17 protein-coding genes and 3 pseudogenes are annotated in these 19343 nt (G+C 62.1%); 10 read left to right on the forward strand and 10 right to left on the reverse strand.

The genetic code is table 11. From position 1 onward, the window contains the following. Positions 1 to 2: 2 nt before the first annotated feature. The 4 genes and pseudogenes from BBG20_RS17005 to BBG20_RS17025 form a co-directional block, all read left to right on the forward strand. Positions 3 to 341: pseudogene (locus tag BBG20_RS17005) on the forward strand (transporter); the annotation flags it as partial. After that, positions 337 to 830: pseudogene (locus BBG20_RS31885) on the forward strand (hypothetical protein); the annotation flags it as partial. The pseudogenes BBG20_RS17005 and BBG20_RS31885, both read left to right, overlap by 5 nt. Before the next feature lie 43 nt (positions 831 to 873). After that, entirely contained in the window at positions 874 to 2421 is a 1548-nt protein-coding gene (locus tag BBG20_RS17020; protein ID WP_065905400.1) for a J domain-containing protein, read from the forward strand. Beyond that, the gene (locus BBG20_RS17025) at positions 2418 to 3392 is read left to right on the forward strand and encodes a DUF3829 domain-containing protein (RefSeq protein WP_065905402.1); all 975 of its coding nucleotides are present in this window, start codon (positions 2418 to 2420) and stop codon (positions 3390 to 3392) included. Before BBG20_RS17020 ends, BBG20_RS17025 begins: the two co-directional genes overlap by 4 nt. Before the next feature lie 3 nt (positions 3393 to 3395). Here BBG20_RS17025 and BBG20_RS17030 read toward each other — a convergent pair whose 3' ends face one another. Then, positions 3396 to 4067, reverse strand: a complete 672-nt coding sequence (locus BBG20_RS17030) for a DUF3313 domain-containing protein (protein WP_065905404.1) — start codon at positions 4065 to 4067, stop codon at positions 3396 to 3398. A 171-nt stretch (positions 4068 to 4238) separates the two neighbouring features. Here BBG20_RS17030 and BBG20_RS17035 point away from each other — a divergent pair. Continuing rightward, positions 4239 to 5069 (forward strand): annotated as a pseudogene (locus BBG20_RS17035) (multiheme c-type cytochrome); the annotation flags it as partial. Between the two features lie 23 nt (positions 5070 to 5092). After that, positions 5093 to 5176: a hypothetical protein gene (locus BBG20_RS33510; RefSeq protein ID WP_404940343.1), complete on the forward strand. Its 84-nt coding sequence runs from the start codon at positions 5093 to 5095 to the stop codon at positions 5174 to 5176. 45 nt (positions 5177 to 5221) lie between these two features. On the opposite strand, the gene BBG20_RS17040 is transcribed toward BBG20_RS33510, so the two are convergent. The 4 genes from BBG20_RS17040 to BBG20_RS17050 form a co-directional block, all read right to left on the reverse strand. Beyond that, entirely contained in the window at positions 5222 to 5716 is a 495-nt protein-coding gene (locus BBG20_RS17040; protein WP_065905406.1) for a hypothetical protein, read from the reverse strand. Positions 5717 to 6194: 478 nt separating this feature from the next. Continuing rightward, the gene (idi, locus tag BBG20_RS31890; RefSeq protein WP_083221412.1) at positions 6195 to 6737 is read right to left on the reverse strand and encodes an isopentenyl-diphosphate Delta-isomerase; all 543 of its coding nucleotides are present in this window, start codon (positions 6735 to 6737) and stop codon (positions 6195 to 6197) included. 64 nt (positions 6738 to 6801) lie between these two features. Next, positions 6802 to 7608 (reverse strand): class I SAM-dependent methyltransferase, encoded by an 807-nt coding sequence (locus tag BBG20_RS17045; protein WP_065905407.1) that lies wholly within the window; start codon positions 7606 to 7608, stop codon positions 6802 to 6804. Beyond that, positions 7605 to 9830: a cytochrome P450 gene (locus BBG20_RS17050; RefSeq protein ID WP_065905408.1), complete on the reverse strand. Its 2226-nt coding sequence runs from the start codon at positions 9828 to 9830 to the stop codon at positions 7605 to 7607. Before BBG20_RS17050 ends, BBG20_RS17045 begins: the two co-directional genes overlap by 4 nt. Before the next feature lie 437 nt (positions 9831 to 10267). On the opposite strand from BBG20_RS17050, the gene BBG20_RS17055 reads away from it, so the two are divergent. After that, positions 10268 to 10960 (forward strand): aspartate/glutamate racemase family protein, encoded by a 693-nt coding sequence (locus tag BBG20_RS17055; RefSeq protein ID WP_065905409.1) that lies wholly within the window; start codon positions 10268 to 10270, stop codon positions 10958 to 10960. Here the strand turns inward: BBG20_RS17055 and BBG20_RS17060 are convergent. The 4 genes from BBG20_RS17060 to BBG20_RS17075 all read right to left on the reverse strand — a co-directional run bounded on the left by BBG20_RS17060 (position 10957) and on the right by BBG20_RS17075 (position 14992). Further along, positions 10957 to 11469, reverse strand: coding sequence for a GNAT family N-acetyltransferase (locus BBG20_RS17060; RefSeq protein ID WP_065905411.1), 513 nt, complete (start codon positions 11467 to 11469; stop codon positions 10957 to 10959). The two genes, BBG20_RS17055 and BBG20_RS17060, sit on opposite strands and share 4 nt — an antisense overlap. A gap of 61 nt (positions 11470 to 11530) precedes the next feature. Further along, positions 11531 to 12601 (reverse strand): DUF1176 domain-containing protein, encoded by a 1071-nt coding sequence (locus BBG20_RS17065; RefSeq protein WP_065905413.1) that lies wholly within the window; start codon positions 12599 to 12601, stop codon positions 11531 to 11533. A 53-nt stretch (positions 12602 to 12654) separates the two neighbouring features. Continuing rightward, a complete protein-coding gene (locus BBG20_RS17070) occupies positions 12655 to 13794 on the reverse strand; it encodes a glycerate kinase (protein WP_065905415.1) in 1140 nt (379 codons plus the stop codon). A 91-nt stretch (positions 13795 to 13885) separates the two neighbouring features. Then, on the reverse strand, positions 13886 to 14992 hold the full coding sequence (locus tag BBG20_RS17075; RefSeq protein WP_065905417.1) for a sugar diacid recognition domain-containing protein: 1107 nt from the start codon (positions 14990 to 14992) through the stop codon (positions 13886 to 13888). 174 nt (positions 14993 to 15166) lie between these two features. On the opposite strand from BBG20_RS17075, the gene BBG20_RS17080 reads away from it, so the two are divergent. Both BBG20_RS17080 and BBG20_RS17085 read left to right on the forward strand, forming a co-directional pair. Next, positions 15167 to 16477, forward strand: coding sequence for an MFS transporter (locus BBG20_RS17080; protein WP_065905419.1), 1311 nt, complete (start codon positions 15167 to 15169; stop codon positions 16475 to 16477). Between the two features lie 170 nt (positions 16478 to 16647). Further along, the gene (locus BBG20_RS17085) at positions 16648 to 17499 is read left to right on the forward strand and encodes a hypothetical protein (protein WP_065905420.1); all 852 of its coding nucleotides are present in this window, start codon (positions 16648 to 16650) and stop codon (positions 17497 to 17499) included. 77 nt (positions 17500 to 17576) lie between these two features. Here BBG20_RS17085 and BBG20_RS17090 read toward each other — a convergent pair whose 3' ends face one another. Then, complete coding sequence (locus BBG20_RS17090; RefSeq protein WP_065905422.1) at positions 17577 to 18281, reverse strand: SDR family oxidoreductase; 705 nt, start codon at positions 18279 to 18281, stop codon at positions 17577 to 17579. 101 nt (positions 18282 to 18382) lie between these two features. Here BBG20_RS17090 and BBG20_RS17095 point away from each other — a divergent pair, with 101 nt between their 5' ends. After that, the gene (locus BBG20_RS17095; RefSeq protein WP_065905426.1) at positions 18383 to 19285 is read left to right on the forward strand and encodes a LysR family transcriptional regulator; all 903 of its coding nucleotides are present in this window, start codon (positions 18383 to 18385) and stop codon (positions 19283 to 19285) included. The last annotated feature ends 58 nt before the right edge of the window (positions 19286 to 19343 follow it).

The following is a 19343-nucleotide window of genomic DNA, read 5'->3' on the forward strand; positions in this document are numbered from 1 at the left end:
CCATGATTTCACGTGCCCGACTGAGTGCGTTCTGTGCATCGACATTGGCCCTGGTGCCAGGCATGGGATTTGCCGACAACGCCAGGGACTGGCAGAACACGCCCACTGACTTGAACATGGTGTTCGGCTATTACAACCGAGTCGACACCAACACCCCCATCGACACCACGCTGCCGATCACCGGCCTGTCGTTGAATGCCGACCTCTACCTGTTCCGCTACGCGCGCTCGTTCGGCATTGACGGGCGCAACAGCGCCATTCAGTTCATCCAGCCGTACGCGGATGTCTCGGCGTCGTTCGACAATGCGCGCTTCTTCGACGGCATCAAGCACAACGGCGGGTGACCCGGGCGTGGAGGTACGCCTGCGCGACGGTCGCCAGGAACTGCTGCGCAACCCGCAAACCTATGACCTGATAACCCTGGAACCGCCGCCGCCCTCCGCCGCTGGCATGGTCAACCTGTATTCCCAAGACTTCTACCAACTGGCGGCCACGCGCCTGGGCAAACAGGGCCTGCTGGCGCAATGGCTGCCGATGCATTGCCGGTCACCGACGACCAGCCGCGCATCGAATACGCGCCGTGGGTGCGCAGCCAGGAGATCACGCGGGTGCTGCCGGCGTTGCTCGACCTGCGGGTGCCGGCGCCGCTGGTCAATGCTGATGCAGCCTTCAGCCGCACCGTGGCCGCCGAGCAGCAACGCCTGCTGCAGTTCTACCGCGCGAGCCTGCATGCCTACGACGGCGACCGCGATGCCTGGGGCCGGGATATTCGCGATGTTTTGCAGCAAGACAGCGCCAACCCCTACTACCGCTGGTTTATCACCCCGTAAAACAGGTAATGTGCGCGCGATTGTTTAGGGAGTTGCACCGCACATGACTTGCTGGAATGTCCTTGGCCTGCCGCCGGATGCCGATAGCCGCACGATCAAGCGCACTTACGCGGCGCTGCTGAAGAAGACCCGGCCGGATGACGACCCCGAGGGTTTCCAGCGCCTGCGCGAAGCCTATGAGGCCGCGCTGACGTGGAGCGAGGACCCGCAGGAAGCCGACGAAGTCATCATCGAGACCCATGGCGAGACCCTGGCCGAGCGTTACCAGGCGGCGCTCGGTAATGGCGGCGCCCTGCACTTCGAAATCCACCTGCTGCTGCGCGACATCGAAGGCGACCTCAACCCCGAAGACACGCGCTGGGCCTTTGAAACGTTCAACTGGCTGACCGCCTGGCAGCGCCTGGAATTGCCCGCCGAGCTGGTCGAAAAGCTCGAGCGCAAGCACCGCGCGGCCTTGCAGCAACCGCTGCGCGAGGCTCTGGAGCACAAGGATGAGGCGGCGTTCCTGGCCGCTTATGCAGCGCGCGACGAGCACCCGTGGGTGAACAATCACCCACATGCCGAGTGGTTCAACCACTGGCTGGCGCGGCTGCTGGCGCAGAGTCACTACTGGTCGAGCGCCGTATTCGAGGCAGTCTGCGCCGGCCAGCACTGGCACGGCGGCGCGGGTCATGACTGCCCGGCAGACGAGTGGACGCTGCTGTTGCGGCGCCAGCAAGCGCCAATCTTCATGGCGCGCCAGCGTGCCCTGGCGGCCGAAGCCCCCAACACCCCGCAACAACGGGCCGCGCGGTTGCTGCTGGCACCGCTGAGCCTGGGCCAGCGGCGTGCCTTCGCCCAGCGCTTCAACGAACACGACTGGAAAGCCTGCCAGGCGCTCAGCGCCGACATCTACGCCGACCACGTGGCCGAAGCCGAGGCGATGCCCGGCGGCACTGTGTATTTCTGGCAAGGCTGGGACACGGCGATGGACACCTGGCCGTGGATCGTCGCGCTGGTGCTGAGTTGCCTGGTCGGCGCGCTGGCAAAGGCCGAAACCCTGGCCGGCAACGTGGTACCGACGCTGGGCTACGGCGTGTTATGGGCATTCGCGGCAGTGATCGGCGCCGGCGTGGCCTGGCAGGCCTGGCGCCCGCTGGCCCATCAGTACCGCGTGCTGGATGAGCAGCTCAGTCAACGCCTGCCCCGCTGGCTCAGCCCTACGCACTTGCCATTGCTGCCGATACGGGACCTGGTGCCTGGACTGATCCTCGCCGCCACGCTGGGGTATGTCTTCAGCCCGTTTGCCAGCCTGACACTGGTGGCGGTGCTGGCGCTTATCGGCGTGATCAAGCGCCCCTTGATGAACAGTCACACCCCGTGGACCGCGCGCAATCCGCGCTGGGCCGCACTGGGCATGGCACTCTTGGTGATCCTGGGGATTGTGCTGTACGCGGGCCTGGCCCTGCTCGACAGCCAGCACCGCGTCACCCGCAACCAGGGCCTGCAACCCTGGACCGAACGCCTGTGCAGTCGCATGCCGCGCACCGACACCGCGTGCCAGGCCCCCGCCACCGAGGCGCAGTGGTATGGACAGGAGGCTACGCAATGAATCCGAAATGGCTGGTGCCTATCGGCCTGGTGCTCGGCCTGGGCTTGCTCGGCGTAGCCGGCGCCACCAAACCGCTGCAATACGCCCAGTTGTGGCTCGACCAGCGCGACAGCCCCTACACCGCGGCGGCCAGCGCCATTGCGCCGATCATTGATTGCGTAAACCGCGTCGATCGGGAAACACGCCTGGCCTACTACTTCATGAGTACCGGGCAGGAGGAAGTGCGCAGCTACGATAAATTCGGCGACCGCAGCGAGCCCGATGCCCGCTATATCCGCGCGTCGGTCTGCTCTGAGCTGTACACCCTGAAACTGCGGCGCCAGCAACCCGACAGCCCACTGCTCGGGCCCGCCGCGACCTACGCGGCCAGCCTGAACAGCTTCACCTCGCTGGCTGATCGGGTCACGCTGCCGGAGTGGACGTCTGCCGCACAGCAAATCCTCGTCGAAGCCGTGAGAAAACAGTATGCGTTGCAACTGGCCGAGAAAGGCCAGGACTACCTGGCGGCCTCGACCGCGCTGCGCACGCCGCTGGAGCAGGCCGACATGGCGGTGCGCCCGGCGCAGCTGGCGTTGATCGAGGCACGCTTCGGCCGGGACATGCACTGGCAGGTGCTCAATTACATGATCGCCGCGCGCCAGGCTGTGAACCAGATCGAGCAAGGCATGCGCAACGCCAGCCTGACGCCGCCTGCCGTGGCAGCCTTGGCCGACACCGTGCAACAGGCGGCAGACAGCGCCCGCGCATATGTGCGTACCCATCCGGGCGGCAAGCTCGACGAAGAAGCCCATTTTCTCTGGTACACCCTGAACGAGCCGGCCGACGCGTACCTGTCAGCCTTGCGCACGCTCACCCAGCACTGGCACGAACACGCCCCACCGCAGCAACTGAGTGACGACTATTACCTCGTCACCCGCCGCTACGATGCCCTGCTCAGCTACTACAACAAACCGGCCAGGAATGCGTTTTAAGCGTCAGTGCTTTTTCAGCTTCAGGTAAGACTGATGCAGGTCCGATGCCCAGCCATCAGTGACGCTTTTGACATCGTCGGCCTTCATCACCTGCGAGTCGTTCGCCAGTGGCTTGCCGGTGCCTTTGCGCACGACCTGGGCGAGCACCTTGCCACTGGCGCCGTCGAGGAACTGTGCCTCGGTGCCGAGGGTGGTTTCCTGGTCGCGGATGCCGGTGCCGGTACTCACCGCCGCCGCCACCAGGGCAACCGGAATGTACTCATACGGCTTGAGGGACTCGGTCTTGCTGCTTATCGCAGTGATCGCCGCACGCACCACTATCACGCCAGGGCCGGGGGCATTGGCCAGCGGCAACGACTTCGCCAGCTCACGCTTGAGCGCCTGGTTGTAGTAGGTGTTGATGCCATTGAGGGTGTTGTCCGGGATTTTCGCGGTGGCCTGGGGCTTGGGGTAGAACTGGGTCGGTTCGATGTACACCGCGTTGTAGTGACTCAGGTCCAGCTTGGGATCGACCCAGCGCATCACTTCGGCCCCCGAAGGCGAATGGGCCTCCTTGAGCTGGCTGTAGTCGGAGAGAAAACCCGAGTACTCATCCGGTTGCGTGACCTTGCTGGCGCAACCGCTCATGGCGAGGGTTGCGATGCACACGGTGCTGATCATTAGCCTTAGTTTCATCATTGAACTCCCTGGCGGTCTTCGTCAAAACACTGAGCTGTAGGTATAGCCAATCCTGGAGAAATAGTGCTTTTTCACCTGCCCGTTTGACAGGACTGCGGCCAGCGTCATAGCTGCACGGAGCTTAAGAACGCCGTAGAGCGTCCATGCATCAAGACAGCGGAAGTCGGAATGCCCAAGCCCAAACAAGCGCCTGTCGTACCCCTCCGTGATTCGCCCCGTCGTTACCTGTACCCCGTGCTGAGTGTGCTGCTGTTGGCGGCCATGGCCGGTATCTGGTTTTTCCTGCAGGCCAGCACGCCTCGGTTACCGGCTCCGGCGCCCGTGGCGGCGACCAAACCGGTGATCATCGCGCCCCCTGCGCAACTGGTCGACGAGCAGCAGTGCCAGGGCTGCCACCAGGCCCAGGCCAAGGACTGGCAAGGCTCGCACCACCAGCTGGCGATGCAGCCCGCCACGCCGCAGACGGTCCCGGCGGATTTCAACAACGCCTCGTTCAGTGCCGAAGGTGAAACCACGCGGTTCTATCAACGCGGCGATGAGTTCTGGGCCAACACCCCGGGCAGCGATGGCAAGGCGGTCGACTTCAAGGTGGCCTACACCTTTGGCATCGCACCGTTGCAGCAATATCTGCTCGAAGTCGGCGACGGTCGCTTGCAAGCCCTGGGCGTGGCCTGGGATACACAGAAAGGCCGCTGGTTTCATCTCTATCCAGGCCAGGGCGTCACCTTCAAGAGCCCGTTGCACTGGAGCAAACCCAACCAGAACGCCAACTTCATGTGCGTGGAATGCCACACCACCGGCTACAAACGCAACTTCGATGCGCTCAACAACCGCTTTAACGGTCAATGGAACAGCCTCGGCGTGGGCTGCCAGGCCTGTCATGGCCCGGCCTCCAACCACCTGCAGTGGACCGCCAAAAACACTGATGCGGTGCACGCCGGGTTTGCCGTGGATTTGAGGAAGACCTGCTCAAGCGTCAGCCCTATCACCGCACTGCGCGGCTGTCGCTGATCCAGTACTACCTGGAAAATGGCCAGGAACCCAAGGCGCAGGCCGTGCTGCAAAGCTGGAAGGCGCTCAACCCCGGCGACCCGGCGCTGAAATAGACACGTCCTCAGTCGGCACCGACGTGCCGGCGAGGGCCGTGTGCCTCAGCCGCGTTCGCGCGGAATCAGGCTCTGCAATTGCGAGGCGAGGAAGTTGGCGTCGAAGGCAAAAGTGTCCGGGTCTTTCAGGCCGTTGGTTTTCTTCCAGATCCAGTCATTTTTATCCGCCGCCAGCACCAGCGACACACTGCCGTGGCGCGCAGCGGTCAGGCCCATCACGGCGACGGAAATCAAGCCGCCCACGCCCATCACGTCCGGCACGAACTCCACCGGTTTGCCGGTGATCTGCACGGTCAGCTTCTCGGTCTTGAAGGTCGAGGCCTCGACCGGCACGCTCGGCCCGCTGGCCACATAGGGCTCACGGTGGACTTCGAGCAACCCCACCTGCTTGACCGGTTCGAGCCACTGCTCGATCTGCCCGAACAACTCGCTGAGCTTGTGCGTCCAGCGCGCCGACTGCAGGTCAAATTGCTGTTTTTTGTGCGCTTCGCTATCAGCGTAATGACGAAGCATCTCGCCCAGTTGCTGTACATCGTCCATTGCGGATTTCCTTGGGTGAGCCAGATTGCGAAGCCTGATCATGGCAGATGCGGCCACTCAGCGTATGACTAAACACCAGCATGAGGCGCGGCTCGTCGCTGACCGTTGGATCAACTCCAACCCGGGCGCCCCGGCCTCAACGTGGAATGCAATGGAAGGTGCGGTTGACGTGTCAGCCCTGGGCTGGCGTTTCAGCGGCGGGATATTGCGCCACGGCTGATCGATGAACGGCGCGCTTGTTAACGTAAGCGCCGTAGTCGATATGCAATTCCTTCGTCTATCAATGGATCAAGCCTGCATGGAATAGGCCTGACCTCCATTAACAGCGCCAAAACGCTTACCGTCTACTGTTAGAATTAACAGGTTTATACCTGTCATGACGGTGTTGCGTGCTACAGGCACACACTGCAGCACGCGCAAGATCCTCGCCTGGGATTGAGGATTTCAGGGGATTCGCATGACGCCCATTGCGGCTTGATCAGGCCTGCAATACAGGTGTATCGAAAGAGGGATGCTCCGATAAAAGCTGACGCCACTCCATTCGAAACCAGGGAGTGAACTGTTCTTGCGATTCTGAAAGGCGCGCGGATATTTCGGCTCGTGTCCACCACTTGATCTCGCTGACTTCTTCAAGTGCCGGGCTGACCAAAGCGTCAGATTGCGCAACCAATACATGACAAAATTCGTGTTCCGCGCCGATTGAACCAAAGCGCGCATGGTACTCAAAACTGTATAAAAAACGGCACGAGGCCGTGACGCCTAATTCCTCACGCAGACGACGAGCTGCGGCATCCAGGATAGTCTCTCCCGGAGCCGGATGACTGCAGCACGCATTCGACCAGAACCCTGGCCAGAGCATTTTTCCGGCGGCACGACGCTGAAGTAGATGACGCCCATCGCTGTCGATCAGGTGCACTGAAAATGCGCGATGAAGCTTTCCCGCTCCCAGGTGTGCTGTGCGTTTGTCACACACTCCGATCTGTACATCCTGAGCGTCAACTAACACTACATCATTGTTCATTGTGCATTCCCTTCCGTGCAATTACGCATGCCCTCCCCCGCACACTGCTTTCAGTGCGCGAGGTTTACTCAGGTAAGGGGACTTGCCCCCAGGCGCTGACGAACGTCAGCGCTGCCTCGTCGAACCCTGGATCGGCACGCAGGCGGGCCATGGCGTCAAGGTCGTCTTGAGTGAGTAACGCCAGTTTCAGCAGCGCCGGTCCAGCCTGGGCGGTGGTTGCAGCCCAAAAGGCATCGGCGAGGCTGTTGTCACCGATTCGACCTTCGAGGGTACGCTGCCCGACGCCGGAGAGTCCCCGAGCACGTAATCCAGCGGCAAGCGTATCAGCCCAGCGCATGTTGGAGCCGATGGTCTGCTCCAGGAGGGTGACTCCGGCCTCGGCTACTTTTCGAAACAGCGGGTTCGCAGTGCTCAAGCTCGGTTGCAGACTCACGTCTTCGATCACCAACCAACCGCCCGGGCGGACCCAGGTTGCGGCTCGCGTCAAGATTTCTTCGCGTTCGCTGAGGTGACACAGCAGCGCCCGAGCATGCACCACGTCAAAGGAGGCAGCAGGAAAACCATCAGTCGCCGCATTGTGGGTCAGCACCCGAATGCCGGGAATATCGGCCAGGAATCGGGTATCGATGTCAGTGGCAGTGACCGTCGCGTCGAGATATCGCTTGCTCAGCCATCTCGCGAAGGATCCGGCACCGGCGCCGAGATCGAGGATGGCAGACGTGTGCGTAAGATCCAACTGATTAAAAACCTCCTGGCTCAAGGGGTCAAAAGCACGCTCCAGGGTGCGTAAACGGGCCAATTGGCCTGCGTGCTGATCGGCAAGATAACTGCTGGTGTAGCCGGTATCCTCAGTGAAGTCAGTAGTGCTCATAGTGCGACCTCCAGTCGTCCAGGGCACCGATTGAGGAATCCGTGCTCGGTAGGCTTGAACCCAGGAGCCCAGCGCAGGTTTGGAAAGGCCTGTAGCAGCATGCGAGCGCTGATCGTGATCTCCATCCGTGCCAGCATTGAGCCCAGACAGAAGTGGCGCCCCGCGCCAAAGGCGAAATGGCTGGCTGCGTGTTCGGTGCGCGACATGTTGAAAGTGTCCGGATCGGTGAATTGGTCTGGATCACGGTTGGCCGAGCCGATCAGACAGGCCAGGGTCGCTCCGGCAGGAATCGTTCCCGACGGCAGCTGCAGCGATTCACGGGCCTCCCGCAGTACAAGTTGCAAAGGCGGGTTGCGTCGCAGGGTTTCGGCGAGCGCATTATCCATCAGCTCTGGATTGGCCATCACCGCGTCTTTGACACCCGGCTCGTTCAGCAGGTTGACAATCAGATTCGCCAGCGCACCGTGACTGGTCTCGCTACCCGCCGTCATCAGGATCGCACAGTAGGACCGGACGAACGTCTCCGACAACGGCTTGCCGTCGATCTGAGCCGCCAGGAGCTGCGAAATCAAATCATCTGAGGGTTCAGAACGGCGGGCGTCGATGTGTGGCTGGATGAAGTCGTAGAAACTGTCTCGGTTGGATAACCCACCGGTCAACAGTGCCGGGTCCTGTCGATAGTTGCCCATATAAGCAAAGCCCACGGCACACCAACGTTTAAGCCGCTCCACTTCCTCGCGGGTTTCAGCCGGGAGACCCAGTGCGCGAGCCATCACCCGCACGGGCAGTGCCGCGGTGAAATCGGCAATGAGGTCCACCTGACGTCGACCCTGCATTTGCGCCAGAAGGTCTGTGGTTACCGCGATGATGGAGGTCTCAAGCGCCGCGAGGGCATTGCTGCGAAACGATGGACTCAGCAACGCTCGGTGCTGAGCGTGCTCGCATCCGTCCATAGTGACAATTGTGTGTCCCAGCAACGGTCCAATCTGCCAACTGTAGTTGTTGTTGCTCGCCCCAGGATGGGTCAGCGCCGCCTTCACATCCACATACCGACTGACCAGCCACACATCGGTGGGCTCGTCGTAAACGATCGGTAACGAGGTACGCAAACGCTCATACAATGGGTACGGGTCGACTTCGAATTGACGGGATTTAAGGGTCGGCGGGGTCAGTTTCAGATCCACTTGCCGGTTATCCTGTGCCGAAGCGTCGGCAGCTTGCAGGTGATAGCGAGAAACGCTCCGGTGCCAGTCGCCCGCCGCCCGGACAACCTGGCGCAGCCGATCGGGGTCAGTCGCGGCGGAGCGCCGATGATTCGCAGGCTGGGCGGCGACCGCGGTGAACTGCGCAACCGCCGTGTTCACCATCTGATGGGCCGATTCAATCGCGGCAGGCCAGTCCAGGCTTCTGGTATCGGCAAGGATCGACACCAGGTTGAAGCGCTCGCCACACACCACATCTTTGGCAATCGAATGGATGTCGTTCGTCCAGGCAATTATATCGGCAGCGTGCTCACGCAGCGTGTTCCACCATTCGGTGTCCGCTGCATCCGCGTACGGATCGAGCGTTTCAGCCGCATCGATGAGATCAAAGAAGAACAGTGCGCCGAAAGAGTTACGGCGTAAAGGCAGGTACTCGGCCAACGTGAGCGCCGTGTCGGTTTCCCGCACGCGGACCAGCGTCGCCTGCGCTCGCAGATGTTGGATCAAATGCCGCACGAGCCTATTTCGCCAATGGTCGTCCCCCAAACGCTGGGTCTGAGGCCACAGGTCATCGACCAGAACACTGAGCATCGGGTCATCAAAACGGCTGGTTTCAGCTGCAGGATCAGCCTCGCAACCGTCGGTCAAAGCCTGTACCGCGGTGATGAAACGATCCAGTGCACCTTTTTCCGCCCAAGGGCCATCATCGATTCGGTCATCGAGGATCAGCGCCCACAGGTACCAGCAGACCAGAATCTCGGCTTGTGGCGTGGGCGCCCTTCCGCACAGCGCAATGCCCAGTTCGAGCAGCGCAGTGGTACTCAACCGATGCGCACCGCGGCGTCCGATCAAGCCATACCGCTGCGCCCAGGCGAGAGCATGTGCACGCAACGGCTCACGGTCGGAACGCGGTGGCGGACCAGCGAAAGGCAGATGGATTTCGGGAATAATGAGCGGTGTCGGTGATAAGTGATCGCGTTGGCCGGTGCCGGGATCGCCTTCGCAGGGTTGCGATGCCATGAGGGATTCCTCCTGAATCAACTTTTTATAAGATTGGGCTCCGGCTGCAACGCCTGCCGTCACGACGAAGCAGAATAGATCGTAGTTTCTTCAACCGGCCTGATCTTACTTGAAGCTAATTTCTTGAAATGTGGGCATTGCCTTAAGTCGACCCGGACAATGCCTCTCAGAGTGTGGGGGGGTGAACCGCCATCCCTACCCCTCCCGTCCCAGCGGTCTGGCAGGTGTATTGATTGCTCGCCACTGCTGATTAGATACGCGCATTGATTCGAAATATACTGTCATTTCTTACAGGTATGGACGAGTCCCCCAGCACGCTGGCTGCGATCGGCAAACGCCGTTATTTGAACTGCTATGGTGAATGAGTTGGCAACTGCGTATGACTAATCGGCAGCCGCTGGGTAAGGTGAAGCGACTTTCCTTGTCAGGAGCATCGCATGCGCACTATCGGCCTTATCGGCGGCATGAGCTGGGAGTCCAGCGCCGAGTACTACCGCATCATCAACCAGCGCGTGCGCGACCAGCTCGGCCCGCTGCGCTCGGCGCAACTGTTGATGTACAGCGTGGATTTCGGCCCGATGGAACAAGCCCAGCATGCCGGGCGCTGGGATGACGCCGCGCTGATCCTCGAAGATGCCGCGCTTCGCCTGCAGGCCGGTGGCGCCGAGTGTGTGGTGTTGTGCACCAACACCATGCATTTGGTCGCGCCGCGCATCGAGGCGGCGGTGTCGATTCCCTTCCTGCATATCGCCGATGCGGCCGGCGCCGCTGCCGTGGCCGCCGGCACGCTGACCGTCGGCTTGCTCGGCACGGCGTTCACCATGGAGCGGGACTTTCTCAAGACGCGCCTCGCCGCCCAGGGCCTGACCGTGCAGGTGCCGGACGCCGACGAGCGCCAGGCCGTGCACCGGATCATCTATGACGAATTGTGTGTCGGCGTGATCAGCGATGCGTCACGCGCGGTCTACCTGCGGGTGATCGAAGGCCTGGCCGCACGGGGCGCCCAGGCGATCATCCTCGGTTGCACGGAAATCAGCCTGCTGGTCAAGCCCGAGCACAGCACGCTGCCGCTGTTGGACACCACCGAGCTGCATGCGCAGGCTGCGGTGACGTTTGCACTGCAGGATTAAGCCGATTGGCGCAGGCGCGCCATGCTCAAGGTGTCGACAAAAACACCGTCACGCAGGGCGTAGTCGCGCATGCGCCCTTCGACTTCGAAGCCGAACTTGCGATACAGGTGATGCGCGGCTTCGTTGTCGGCGTACACCGTCAGTTCCACGCGGCGCAGGTTCATCCAGTTGTCGGCCACGTCCAGCGCGGCGGCCAACAAGCGCGACCCGACGCCCTTGCCCTGCCAGGCCGGCGCCACGCCCATGCCGAACGAGCCGACATGCGCCCGGCGCACGCGTGGGTACTGTTCCAGGCCCAGCTGGCCAATGACCTCGCCGCCGTGCACGGCGACCAGTTGTAGCCGGCGCTCATTGTCGGTGACCAGCTTGTTGCGCCAGGCCTCTACCGACTGAAACGGCATCTGCAGCACCTGTCGGCACACGGCCGGATCGTTATAGAGCGCAGCCACGCCTTCGAGGTGGGTTTCGCCAAAGCGCTGGATCACGATATGCGGTTCAGGGGCGTGCATGGTGTTTCATCCTTTGAAAGACACGTGGCCGACCAGTGTAGAGGCCACGCACGCTGCCTGGCTAGGGCGCCGGCAGGGTTGTCCACAACGCCGGCCAATCCCCGTAGGGGCTCCCGGTGCAGCGCGGCATCATCTTAAACTCACGCAACTGGAACGCCTTGCCGTCAAAGACCCAGACCCCGCCCGCACCGCAATCACCGATCCCGCGCAGCTTGTAGAAATAACTCAAGGTGCCGGTGGTTTCGTCATACCCCACGGAGCCTTCGAACGCGGCGCCGTCCAACGGCAAAGGCTGAATGCTCAGCAACGTTTCGGTGTAAGGCGGCTTGCGCTCACGGCTGCTGATTTCGTACTCGCAGTTGTAGGCCGCGCAGTCAGTGCGCACCACCATCATGGCCTGGTCGGCACTCAAGGCCCCGGCCTCGGCGTCGGGTTTCATTTCGGTGTCGGTGTTGGTCAGCGCCTTGATCGCCGCCGCAGCCAGGCCGGCCTGTTCTTGCGCGGTCAGCGCGGGGGCGGTCGGGAACTTGCGCAGCACCGGGGTCGGCTGGCGAGCCGGCACCTCGCTGGCAGCAGCCTTGCCCGGCCGGGCCAGCGCGGTGACGTTGTCTACCCGCCCCTGCACCGCGTCCATCAACAACAGCGAAGCACTCAGCCCGCTCAGCGACACCTTCGCGTTGTCATCGCCGGGCAACTGCAGGCGCTGGCCATTGCGCAACCGCTGCAACCAGCGCCGCGCCGGCGCGTCCTCGATGACGCTGTAGAAGTGCATCTCGGGGTCGCCGCCTTCATCGTCCAGCTCCACATGCAAGTCGCGCGTCAATGCCTGCCCCAAGGGCTGGCCATCCAGCAGCAAGGTGGAAAGGTCGAGGTCTTCGCCGCGGTGATCAAAGCGCAGGCGCAAGTACCCTTCGGGACCTGCCTGGTGAAAGATATGCAAGGTCAGCGAACTGTAGTCTTCTTCATCGACGCCGCTGGGTGAACTGAGCGCGTGGCAATTGCGCAAGTTGTCGCAACCGGTGACCCAGTTTTTGATTTCCCGCAGCAGCGGTACGGTTTCAGTCGCGGGTTGGGCGAGGACGTGAGGGCTGATACCAGCCAGCAGCATGGCCAGGAATGCGGGGCGCAGCATGGGGACTCTCCGTGTCAAAAAGGCGCGGATTGTCCCATGTTCAAGGGTTCAAGTCAGCGCCCGGCAGCCGTGCGCCATACCCGCGCAATATCCGCCGCGCGCTCGGCCAACAATCGCGGGGCTTCACTGCAGGCCTGCTCCAGGCTCATCGGGCCCGACGGCAAGGCAAACGCGGCATTCACGCCATGGGCGTACATCTGTTCGTAGCCATCGCCCAGGGTGCCAGCGATGACAATCACCGGCACCCCATGTTGGCGGGCAATGCGCGCGACCCCGAACGGGGTTTTGCCGCGCAGGGTCTGGGCGTCGAAGCGGCCTTCACCGGTGATCACCAGGTCGGCGCCCCGTACGGCGGCGTCCAGGCCGACCAGCTCGGCGACCACGTCCACCCCGGCCCGGAACTGCGCACCGAGAAACGCCTTGGCGGCAAAACCCAGGCCGCCGGCGGCGCCGCTGCCGGGCTCATCGCGCACATCCTTGGGCAACACCTGGGCACACTGGTCGGCGAAGTGGCCGAGGGCGGCGTCCAGCTGTTGCACCTGCTCGGGATTGGCGCCTTTTTGCGGACCAAATATCGCCGACGCGCCGTGGGGGCCGCACAGTGGATTATTCACATCGGCGGCGATTTCAAAGCGTACCTGCGCCAGCCGTGGGTCAAGGTTCTCCAGGCTGATCCGCGCCAGTCCAGCCAAGGCCAGGCCACCGGGTGCCAGGGCCTGGTGATCGGCGTCGAACAATTGCACGCCGAGCGCCTGCATCGCGCCGGCCCCGCCATCGTTGGTGGCGCTGCCGCCAATCGCCAGGATGATGCGCTGGGCACCCAGGTCGAGGGCGGCGCGGATCAGCTCACCGGTGCCGAACGTACTGCTGCTGCAGGCATCCCGCTGGCCCGGCGGCACCAGTTGCAGGCCGCTGGCTTCGGCCATTTCGATAATCGCGGTGTGGCTGTCAGCCAACCAGCCCCAACGCGCTTGCACCGTGGCCCCCAACGGGCCCCGCACCGCCTGGCGCCGCAACTCGCCGTTGCAGGCCGCAAGCACCGCATCCACCGTCCCTTCACCACCGTCCGCCATGGGGCACAAGACGCTTTGCGCATCCGGCCAGACCTGCGCCAGCCCGGCGGCAATGGCCTGGGCGACGCCCTCGGCACTCAGGCTGTCCTTGAACGAGTCGGGGGCGATGATGATTTTCATGGGCTTTCTCCGGTTTTTATGACGCCCATGCTGCCAGTTGGCTTCGGGAATGACGCCGGTCCGATGCACAAGTCTGGCTCAGGTTTGTTGTTCATTCCGACAAAGCCTGGGGCAGCAGCTGTACGCCGAGGTACAGCGCCAGCATGCCGTCCAGGGTCAGCGGATCAACGCCGCTCAGCTCAGCGATGCGCTCCATGCGATAACGCAGGCTATTGCGATGAATGCCGAGGGCGTCGGCGCACGCCTGGCTTTGTCCGTCGTGGTCGCACCAACTGCGCAAGGTCGCGAGCAACTGGCCGTTGGTGTCTTTGGCCAGCACCTTGTGCAGCGGCTTGAGCAATTCGTCCAGGGCATCGTCATTGCGATGGCGCCAGAGCATGACGGGCAGGCGATAACGGTTGAGGGTCAGCAGCCGCGATTGCGGCAGGATATCGCGCCCATACGCGAGCAGATCACCGACACGCCGGTAACAGCGGCGCAGCCCCGCCAAGCCATCGGCTTGCCCACCCACGGCCACGCGCAGAACGTGCCAGCCCAGGCCTTCGAGCTTTTCCAACAAGCGCGGATTGTCGACCTGCAGCGCGGCAGGCCGGCACCACAGCAGCGAAAACTGCGCCGAGCTGACACACCAGCTGTCCGGATAGCGCGACGTCAGCCAGGCACTCAACGCCTCCGCCGATTGCCCCACACCCAGCTCGAACAGGTACGGGGTGCGCGGCAGCTGCGGCTTGAGGCCCAGTTGTTGCGCCTCGTCCACCAGGCGCGGCGAGTCGCCAGTGTCGGCGAGCAGCAAGGCCAGCAAGTCATCGCAGCGCTGGCGCCGCCATTGTTGTTCGACCTGCTGGTGCCGATGGCTGACGAGCATCTCGGCGGTCATGCGCACCAGCTCGGCGTAAGTGCGCAGGCCTTCCGGCTCACCGGTGATGCCCAGCACGCCGATCAGACGCTGGTCGTGCATCAGCGGCAGGTTGATGCCCGGCTGCACGCCCTTGAGGTGCTTGGCGGTCTGCCCGTCGATCTCGACCACGCGCCCATTGGCCAGGACCAGTTGGGCGCCCTCATGGCGGGTATTGATGCGCTCCGGTTCACCGCTGCCAAGGATCAGGCCCTGGCTGTCCATGACATTGACGTTGTGCGGCAGGATCGCCATGGTGCGATCGACGATATCCTGAGCCAGGTCATGATCCAGCTCGAACATGGGGCCATCTCCTTGAAAGAAGTGCTTGAAAACGCAGGTTGTTCATCAGCACAGCGCAATTGATGCTTCACTGTGCGCAAGCACAAAGACAGCACCCTGCCACGTGGCTGAGACTCTTTGGGCGATCAACGTTACCTGCGCATCGCGAAAAATCATAATAAAGAGAGACTCCCCATGTCACAGAGCGCCGCTGCCACACTGGCCACCGATGACGATAAAAACGCCATCTACAAGCGCATTACCCTGCGCCTGATCCCCTTCATTTTCATCTGCTATCTGTTCAACTACCTCGACCGGGTAAACGTTGGCTTCGCCAAGTTGCAGATGCTCGATGCATTGAAATTCAGCGAAACCGTGTACGGCCTGGGTGCCGGGATCTTCTTTATCGGCTACGTGCTGTGCGGCGTGCCGAGCAACCTGGCGCTGACCAAATTCGGTCCGAGGCGCTGGATCGCGTTGATGATGATCGTCTGGGGCACCCTGTCCACCTGCCTGCTGTTCGTCACCACGCCGACGCATTTCTACACCCTGCGCCTGTTTACCGGTGCGGCCGAAGCCGGCTTCTTCCCGGGTGTGGTGCTGTACCTCTCGCAGTGGTTCCCGACCTTCCGCCGTGGGCGGATCATGGCGTTGTTCATGTCGGCGATCCCGGTGTCCGGCCTGCTCGGCAGCCCGTTTTCCGGCTGGATCCTCAACCACTTCGCCGCCGGCCAAGGCGGCCTGGCGGGCTGGCAGTGGATGTTCCTGCTGCAGGGCATCCCGACCGTGATCCTCGGCGCCCTCGCCTACTTCCTGCTCAGCGACAGCTTCGCCAACGCCAAGTGGCTCACGCCGCACGAACGCGCGGTGCTGGAAGCCGACCAGGCGACGGACCTCGCGAACAAGCCGAAAACCACCACCGACTCGTTGGCGGAAGTGTTCAAGAACCCGGCGATCTGGGCGTTCGGCCTGATTTACTTCTGCATCCAGAGCGGCGTGTACGCGATCAACTTCTGGCTGCCGTCGATCATCAAGAACCTGGGGTTCAGCGATAACCTGGTGATTGGCTGGCTCAGCGCGATCCCCTACCTGCTGGCTGCAGTCTTCATGTTGCTGGTCGGTCGTTCGGCGGACTTGCGCAAAGAGCGCCGCTGGCACTTGGTGGTGCCGATGTTGATGGGCGCGATCGGCCTGGTGATCGCGGTGAATTTCGCCACCACCCCGGCCATTGCCATCCTCGGCCTGACCATCGCGACGATGGGCGCCCTCACCGGCCTGCCGATGTTCTGGCCAGTGCCGACCGCCATGCTCAGTGCCGGCGCAGCGGCCGGGGGCCTGGCGTTGATCAACTCCATGGGCCAGATGGCCGGCTTCCTCAGCCCGTATATCGTCGGCTTCGTGAAAGATGCCACCGGCTCCACGGATGTGGCGCTGTACTTGCTGGCGGCGGTGATCGTGGCGGGTAGCGTGCTGGCGTTGCGGATGACGCGAACGCTGCAAAGCTAACCGGCAGCTCTGGAAGTTAAAGACGTGTGCGCCTTGGCTCAGGGTCAGCACGTCTTTTTCCAGTCTTTTCGGAATTAAAACCCTGACGGTTAAACCTGTCATTTTTGACAGTAGATCGATGTTTTTTGCCTAGGTAGCATCAGATTGCCTCTAACCATAGGAGCAACACGATGAGCCTACTCAGTTACCAACCCGAGATTACCGCGACGCGCGGCTTTTTCTACGCCAATGTGAAGGGCGCGACCAACCACTTCTTTAATGCTGATGACGCTAAGCTGCACCTGTTCAAGAATGAAGACAATGTATGGACGATTTCGGTAGAACAGGTTATTTCACCCGTTGAGCGTTATCTGTTCTATATCGTGTTGCCCAGCAACTTCGCTGACGATGGTAAACAGCATAATTTTCCATTCGGTCCAACTGAACAGCCTGACCAGGCCGTCGGTCAGTTCCGTGCCGACGGCCCGGCTTATCACTCTGTAAACGGTGAGATCAGGGTATCGCTGAAGAACGGTCGAATGAAGGCAACCTTCAATTTTGCCGCAAACAATGGAGCCGGTACGATCATCGCCAGCCAAGGTCACCTGGAGCTCCAGACGGCCCATGGCAAATTTACCGCTGCGTTCACTGACTACCCCCTTCCAACGCCGTCGTTCAATGCCAATGTGCTGAGCATCGAGAAAAATTGGGATTGGGTGGGTGGGCGTTACTACTATCTCGTGATAGGTGAGCAAACCCAGGCCCTGCCACCCAATCGATATCTACTTTCCATCCAGGTTTATGAAAATGTGACTCTCGGCAAACACAAACTCGGCAATGACGCACTTGATGTCGGCATCGTGTTTGCTGATCTGAATGGACTGGGCATCATGCGCGCTTACGACGGCATATTAACGCTGACTGGACTGCCCAAAAGCGGACACGCCAAAGGTTCCTTCAACTGTTCAATGCTTAAGCCAGACGGCAAGGCGTTTAAGGTCAAGGGCAACTTCAATGTCCGCGAACCACTGCCAGCTGATTGAACGAGTGCCTTTGCAGACGCAACGGTCGGGGCTCGCCCCCGACCGCATCGCCTGAGGATTGGCATTCGCACCGGCAATCAGAGCAAGCCGCCGCCGTCGATGTCGATCACGGCGCCGGTCATGAAGCCATTCTCCATGGCCAGCACATACCCCGCCGCCACTTCCCCAGCCTGCCCGACACGCCCTACCGGCAAGGCGCCGCCGGCCTTGGCGAACATCGCCAGGCGCTGCTCTTCGGTCAACCCCGCATAGGCCGGTGTATCAATGACCCCGGGGCTGATCACATTGACGCGCCGTGGCGCGAGTTCTTTAGCCAACTGCTTGCCCAATGCCTCGGTCGCGGCGTTGATGCCGGTCTTGATGAATTGGCCAGCCGCCGCTTTACGCCCCAACTGCCCGGAGGTCAGGCTGATGCTGCCATGCTCGTCGAGAAACGGCAGCGCCAGTTGAATGGCCCGCAGTGAACCCCAGAGTTTCACATTGAAGTTTGCCTGGGCCTCATCCAGGTCGGTCTCGGCCAGCGTCTTGGCGCGCACCGATGGCCCGGATGTATAGACCAGATGATGAAACCGCCCCACGCTTTCGAACAGTCGCTGCAGCGAAGCGGCATCGGTAACGTCTACCGGCTCGCTGCGCAGGCCGTTTTCGTTGCCCGCAGACAAACGACGCCCGGCCAGTACCACTTGGGCGCCCCGTGCTGCGGCGGCCTTGGCCACGGCGGCGCCAATACCGCTGCTGCCGCCGATGACGATCACCGTTTTGCCGTTGAGGGTAGAAGTCATGAAGAAGTGTCCTGGGTCAGAAAGTGAGCGTTCATCTTCCCAGCTTGGCAATCGACGAAAAATCCCGGTAAAACGACAAGATCTTTAAAGGATTTTTACAAATGAGCTCAATCCTCGATCTGGACGTGTTTGTACGCACCGCCGACACCGGCAGTCTCTCGGCCGCCGCACGCAGCCTTAACCTGACGCCGGCCGCGGCGAGCATCGCGCTCAAACGCCTGGAAACCCGCCTGGGTATTCGCCTGCTCGCGCGTTCGACTCGCAGCATGCGCCTCACCGAAGAAGGCCGGCGCTATCTGGACAGCGTGCGCGTGGCGCTGGAAGCACTGTCCGAGGGCGAGCAAGCGATCAAGCAGCAAGGCCAGAGCCTCAGCGGCTTGTTGCAATTGGCGGCGCCTTCGGACTTCGGGCGCAACGTATTGCTGGGCTGGCTGGATGAATTCAAGGTCGAACACCCGGCTATCCGCCTGCAACTGCTGCTCAATGACAGCAACGCCGACCTGTTTCGCGACACCGTTGACATTGCCCTGCGCTTTGGCGTGCCGCAGGACTCCAGCCTGGTGGCGCTGCCGGTGGTGCCCGGCCACCACCGCATCGCGTGCGCCAGCCCCGACTACCTCGCACGCCACGGCACACCCCGCACACCGGCGGACCTGGCGCAGCACAGCACGCTGCGCTATATGCGTCGCGGGCGCGCCAACAGCACCTGGTATTTCCGCCAGGGCGCACAGTTGGAGGAGGTCGAGGTCAGCGGTGACTACCTCAGCGATGACGGTGAGATCGTGCGCCGCTGGGCCCTGGCCGGCCACGGTATCGCCTATAAGGCCAACCTGGATGTTGCCCGCGACATCAACGCCGGGCGGCTGGTGCCGTTGCTGCCTGACTGGCAGGGCGAACCCACACCGTTCAACCTGATGTGCCCGCACCGCCTGCAGGTGTCGGAGCGGGTAAAAGTGCTGCACCGGTTTTTGCAGGCACGCTGCGAGGCGTTGCTGCACGAATGAAGAAACGCGCGCAGGGCTTGTTCCAGAGCCCTCGAGTCTGGTATTGCATAGGTCACGT

The sequence above is a fragment of the Pseudomonas aylmerensis genome, from assembly GCF_001702265.1.
GTDB classification, from domain to species: Bacteria; Pseudomonadota; Gammaproteobacteria; order Pseudomonadales; family Pseudomonadaceae; genus Aquipseudomonas; species Aquipseudomonas aylmerensis.

Excerpts from the sequence above, each read along its gene's own strand:
- BBG20_RS17080 (WP_065905419.1), top strand. The coding sequence starts at position 15,167 with ATGTCACAGAGCGCCGCTGCCACACTGGCCACCGATGACGATAAAAAC.
- BBG20_RS17070 (WP_065905415.1), bottom strand. The coding sequence starts at position 13,794 with ATGAAAATCATCATCGCCCCCGACTCGTTCAAGGACAGCCTGAGTGCC.
- BBG20_RS17020 (WP_065905400.1), top strand. The coding sequence starts at position 874 with ATGACTTGCTGGAATGTCCTTGGCCTGCCGCCGGATGCCGATAGCCGC.
- BBG20_RS17075 (WP_065905417.1), bottom strand. The coding sequence starts at position 14,992 with ATGTTCGAGCTGGATCATGACCTGGCTCAGGATATCGTCGATCGCACC.
- BBG20_RS17055 (WP_065905409.1), top strand. The coding sequence starts at position 10,268 with ATGCGCACTATCGGCCTTATCGGCGGCATGAGCTGGGAGTCCAGCGCC.
- BBG20_RS17065 (WP_065905413.1), bottom strand. The coding sequence starts at position 12,601 with ATGCTGCGCCCCGCATTCCTGGCCATGCTGCTGGCTGGTATCAGCCCT.
- BBG20_RS17090 (WP_065905422.1), bottom strand. The coding sequence starts at position 18,281 with ATGACTTCTACCCTCAACGGCAAAACGGTGATCGTCATCGGCGGCAGC.
- BBG20_RS17025 (WP_065905402.1), top strand. The coding sequence starts at position 2,418 with ATGAATCCGAAATGGCTGGTGCCTATCGGCCTGGTGCTCGGCCTGGGC.
- idi (WP_083221412.1), bottom strand. The coding sequence starts at position 6,737 with ATGAACAATGATGTAGTGTTAGTTGACGCTCAGGATGTACAGATCGGA.
- BBG20_RS17095 (WP_065905426.1), top strand. The coding sequence starts at position 18,383 with ATGAGCTCAATCCTCGATCTGGACGTGTTTGTACGCACCGCCGACACC.
- BBG20_RS17030 (WP_065905404.1), bottom strand. The coding sequence starts at position 4,067 with ATGAAACTAAGGCTAATGATCAGCACCGTGTGCATCGCAACCCTCGCC.
- BBG20_RS17060 (WP_065905411.1), bottom strand. The coding sequence starts at position 11,469 with ATGCACGCCCCTGAACCGCATATCGTGATCCAGCGCTTTGGCGAAACC.
- BBG20_RS17050 (WP_065905408.1), bottom strand. The coding sequence starts at position 9,830 with ATGGCATCGCAACCCTGCGAAGGCGATCCCGGCACCGGCCAACGCGAT.
- BBG20_RS17040 (WP_065905406.1), bottom strand. The coding sequence starts at position 5,716 with ATGGACGATGTACAGCAACTGGGCGAGATGCTTCGTCATTACGCTGAT.
- BBG20_RS17045 (WP_065905407.1), bottom strand. The coding sequence starts at position 7,608 with ATGAGCACTACTGACTTCACTGAGGATACCGGCTACACCAGCAGTTAT.
- BBG20_RS17085 (WP_065905420.1), top strand. The coding sequence starts at position 16,648 with ATGAGCCTACTCAGTTACCAACCCGAGATTACCGCGACGCGCGGCTTT.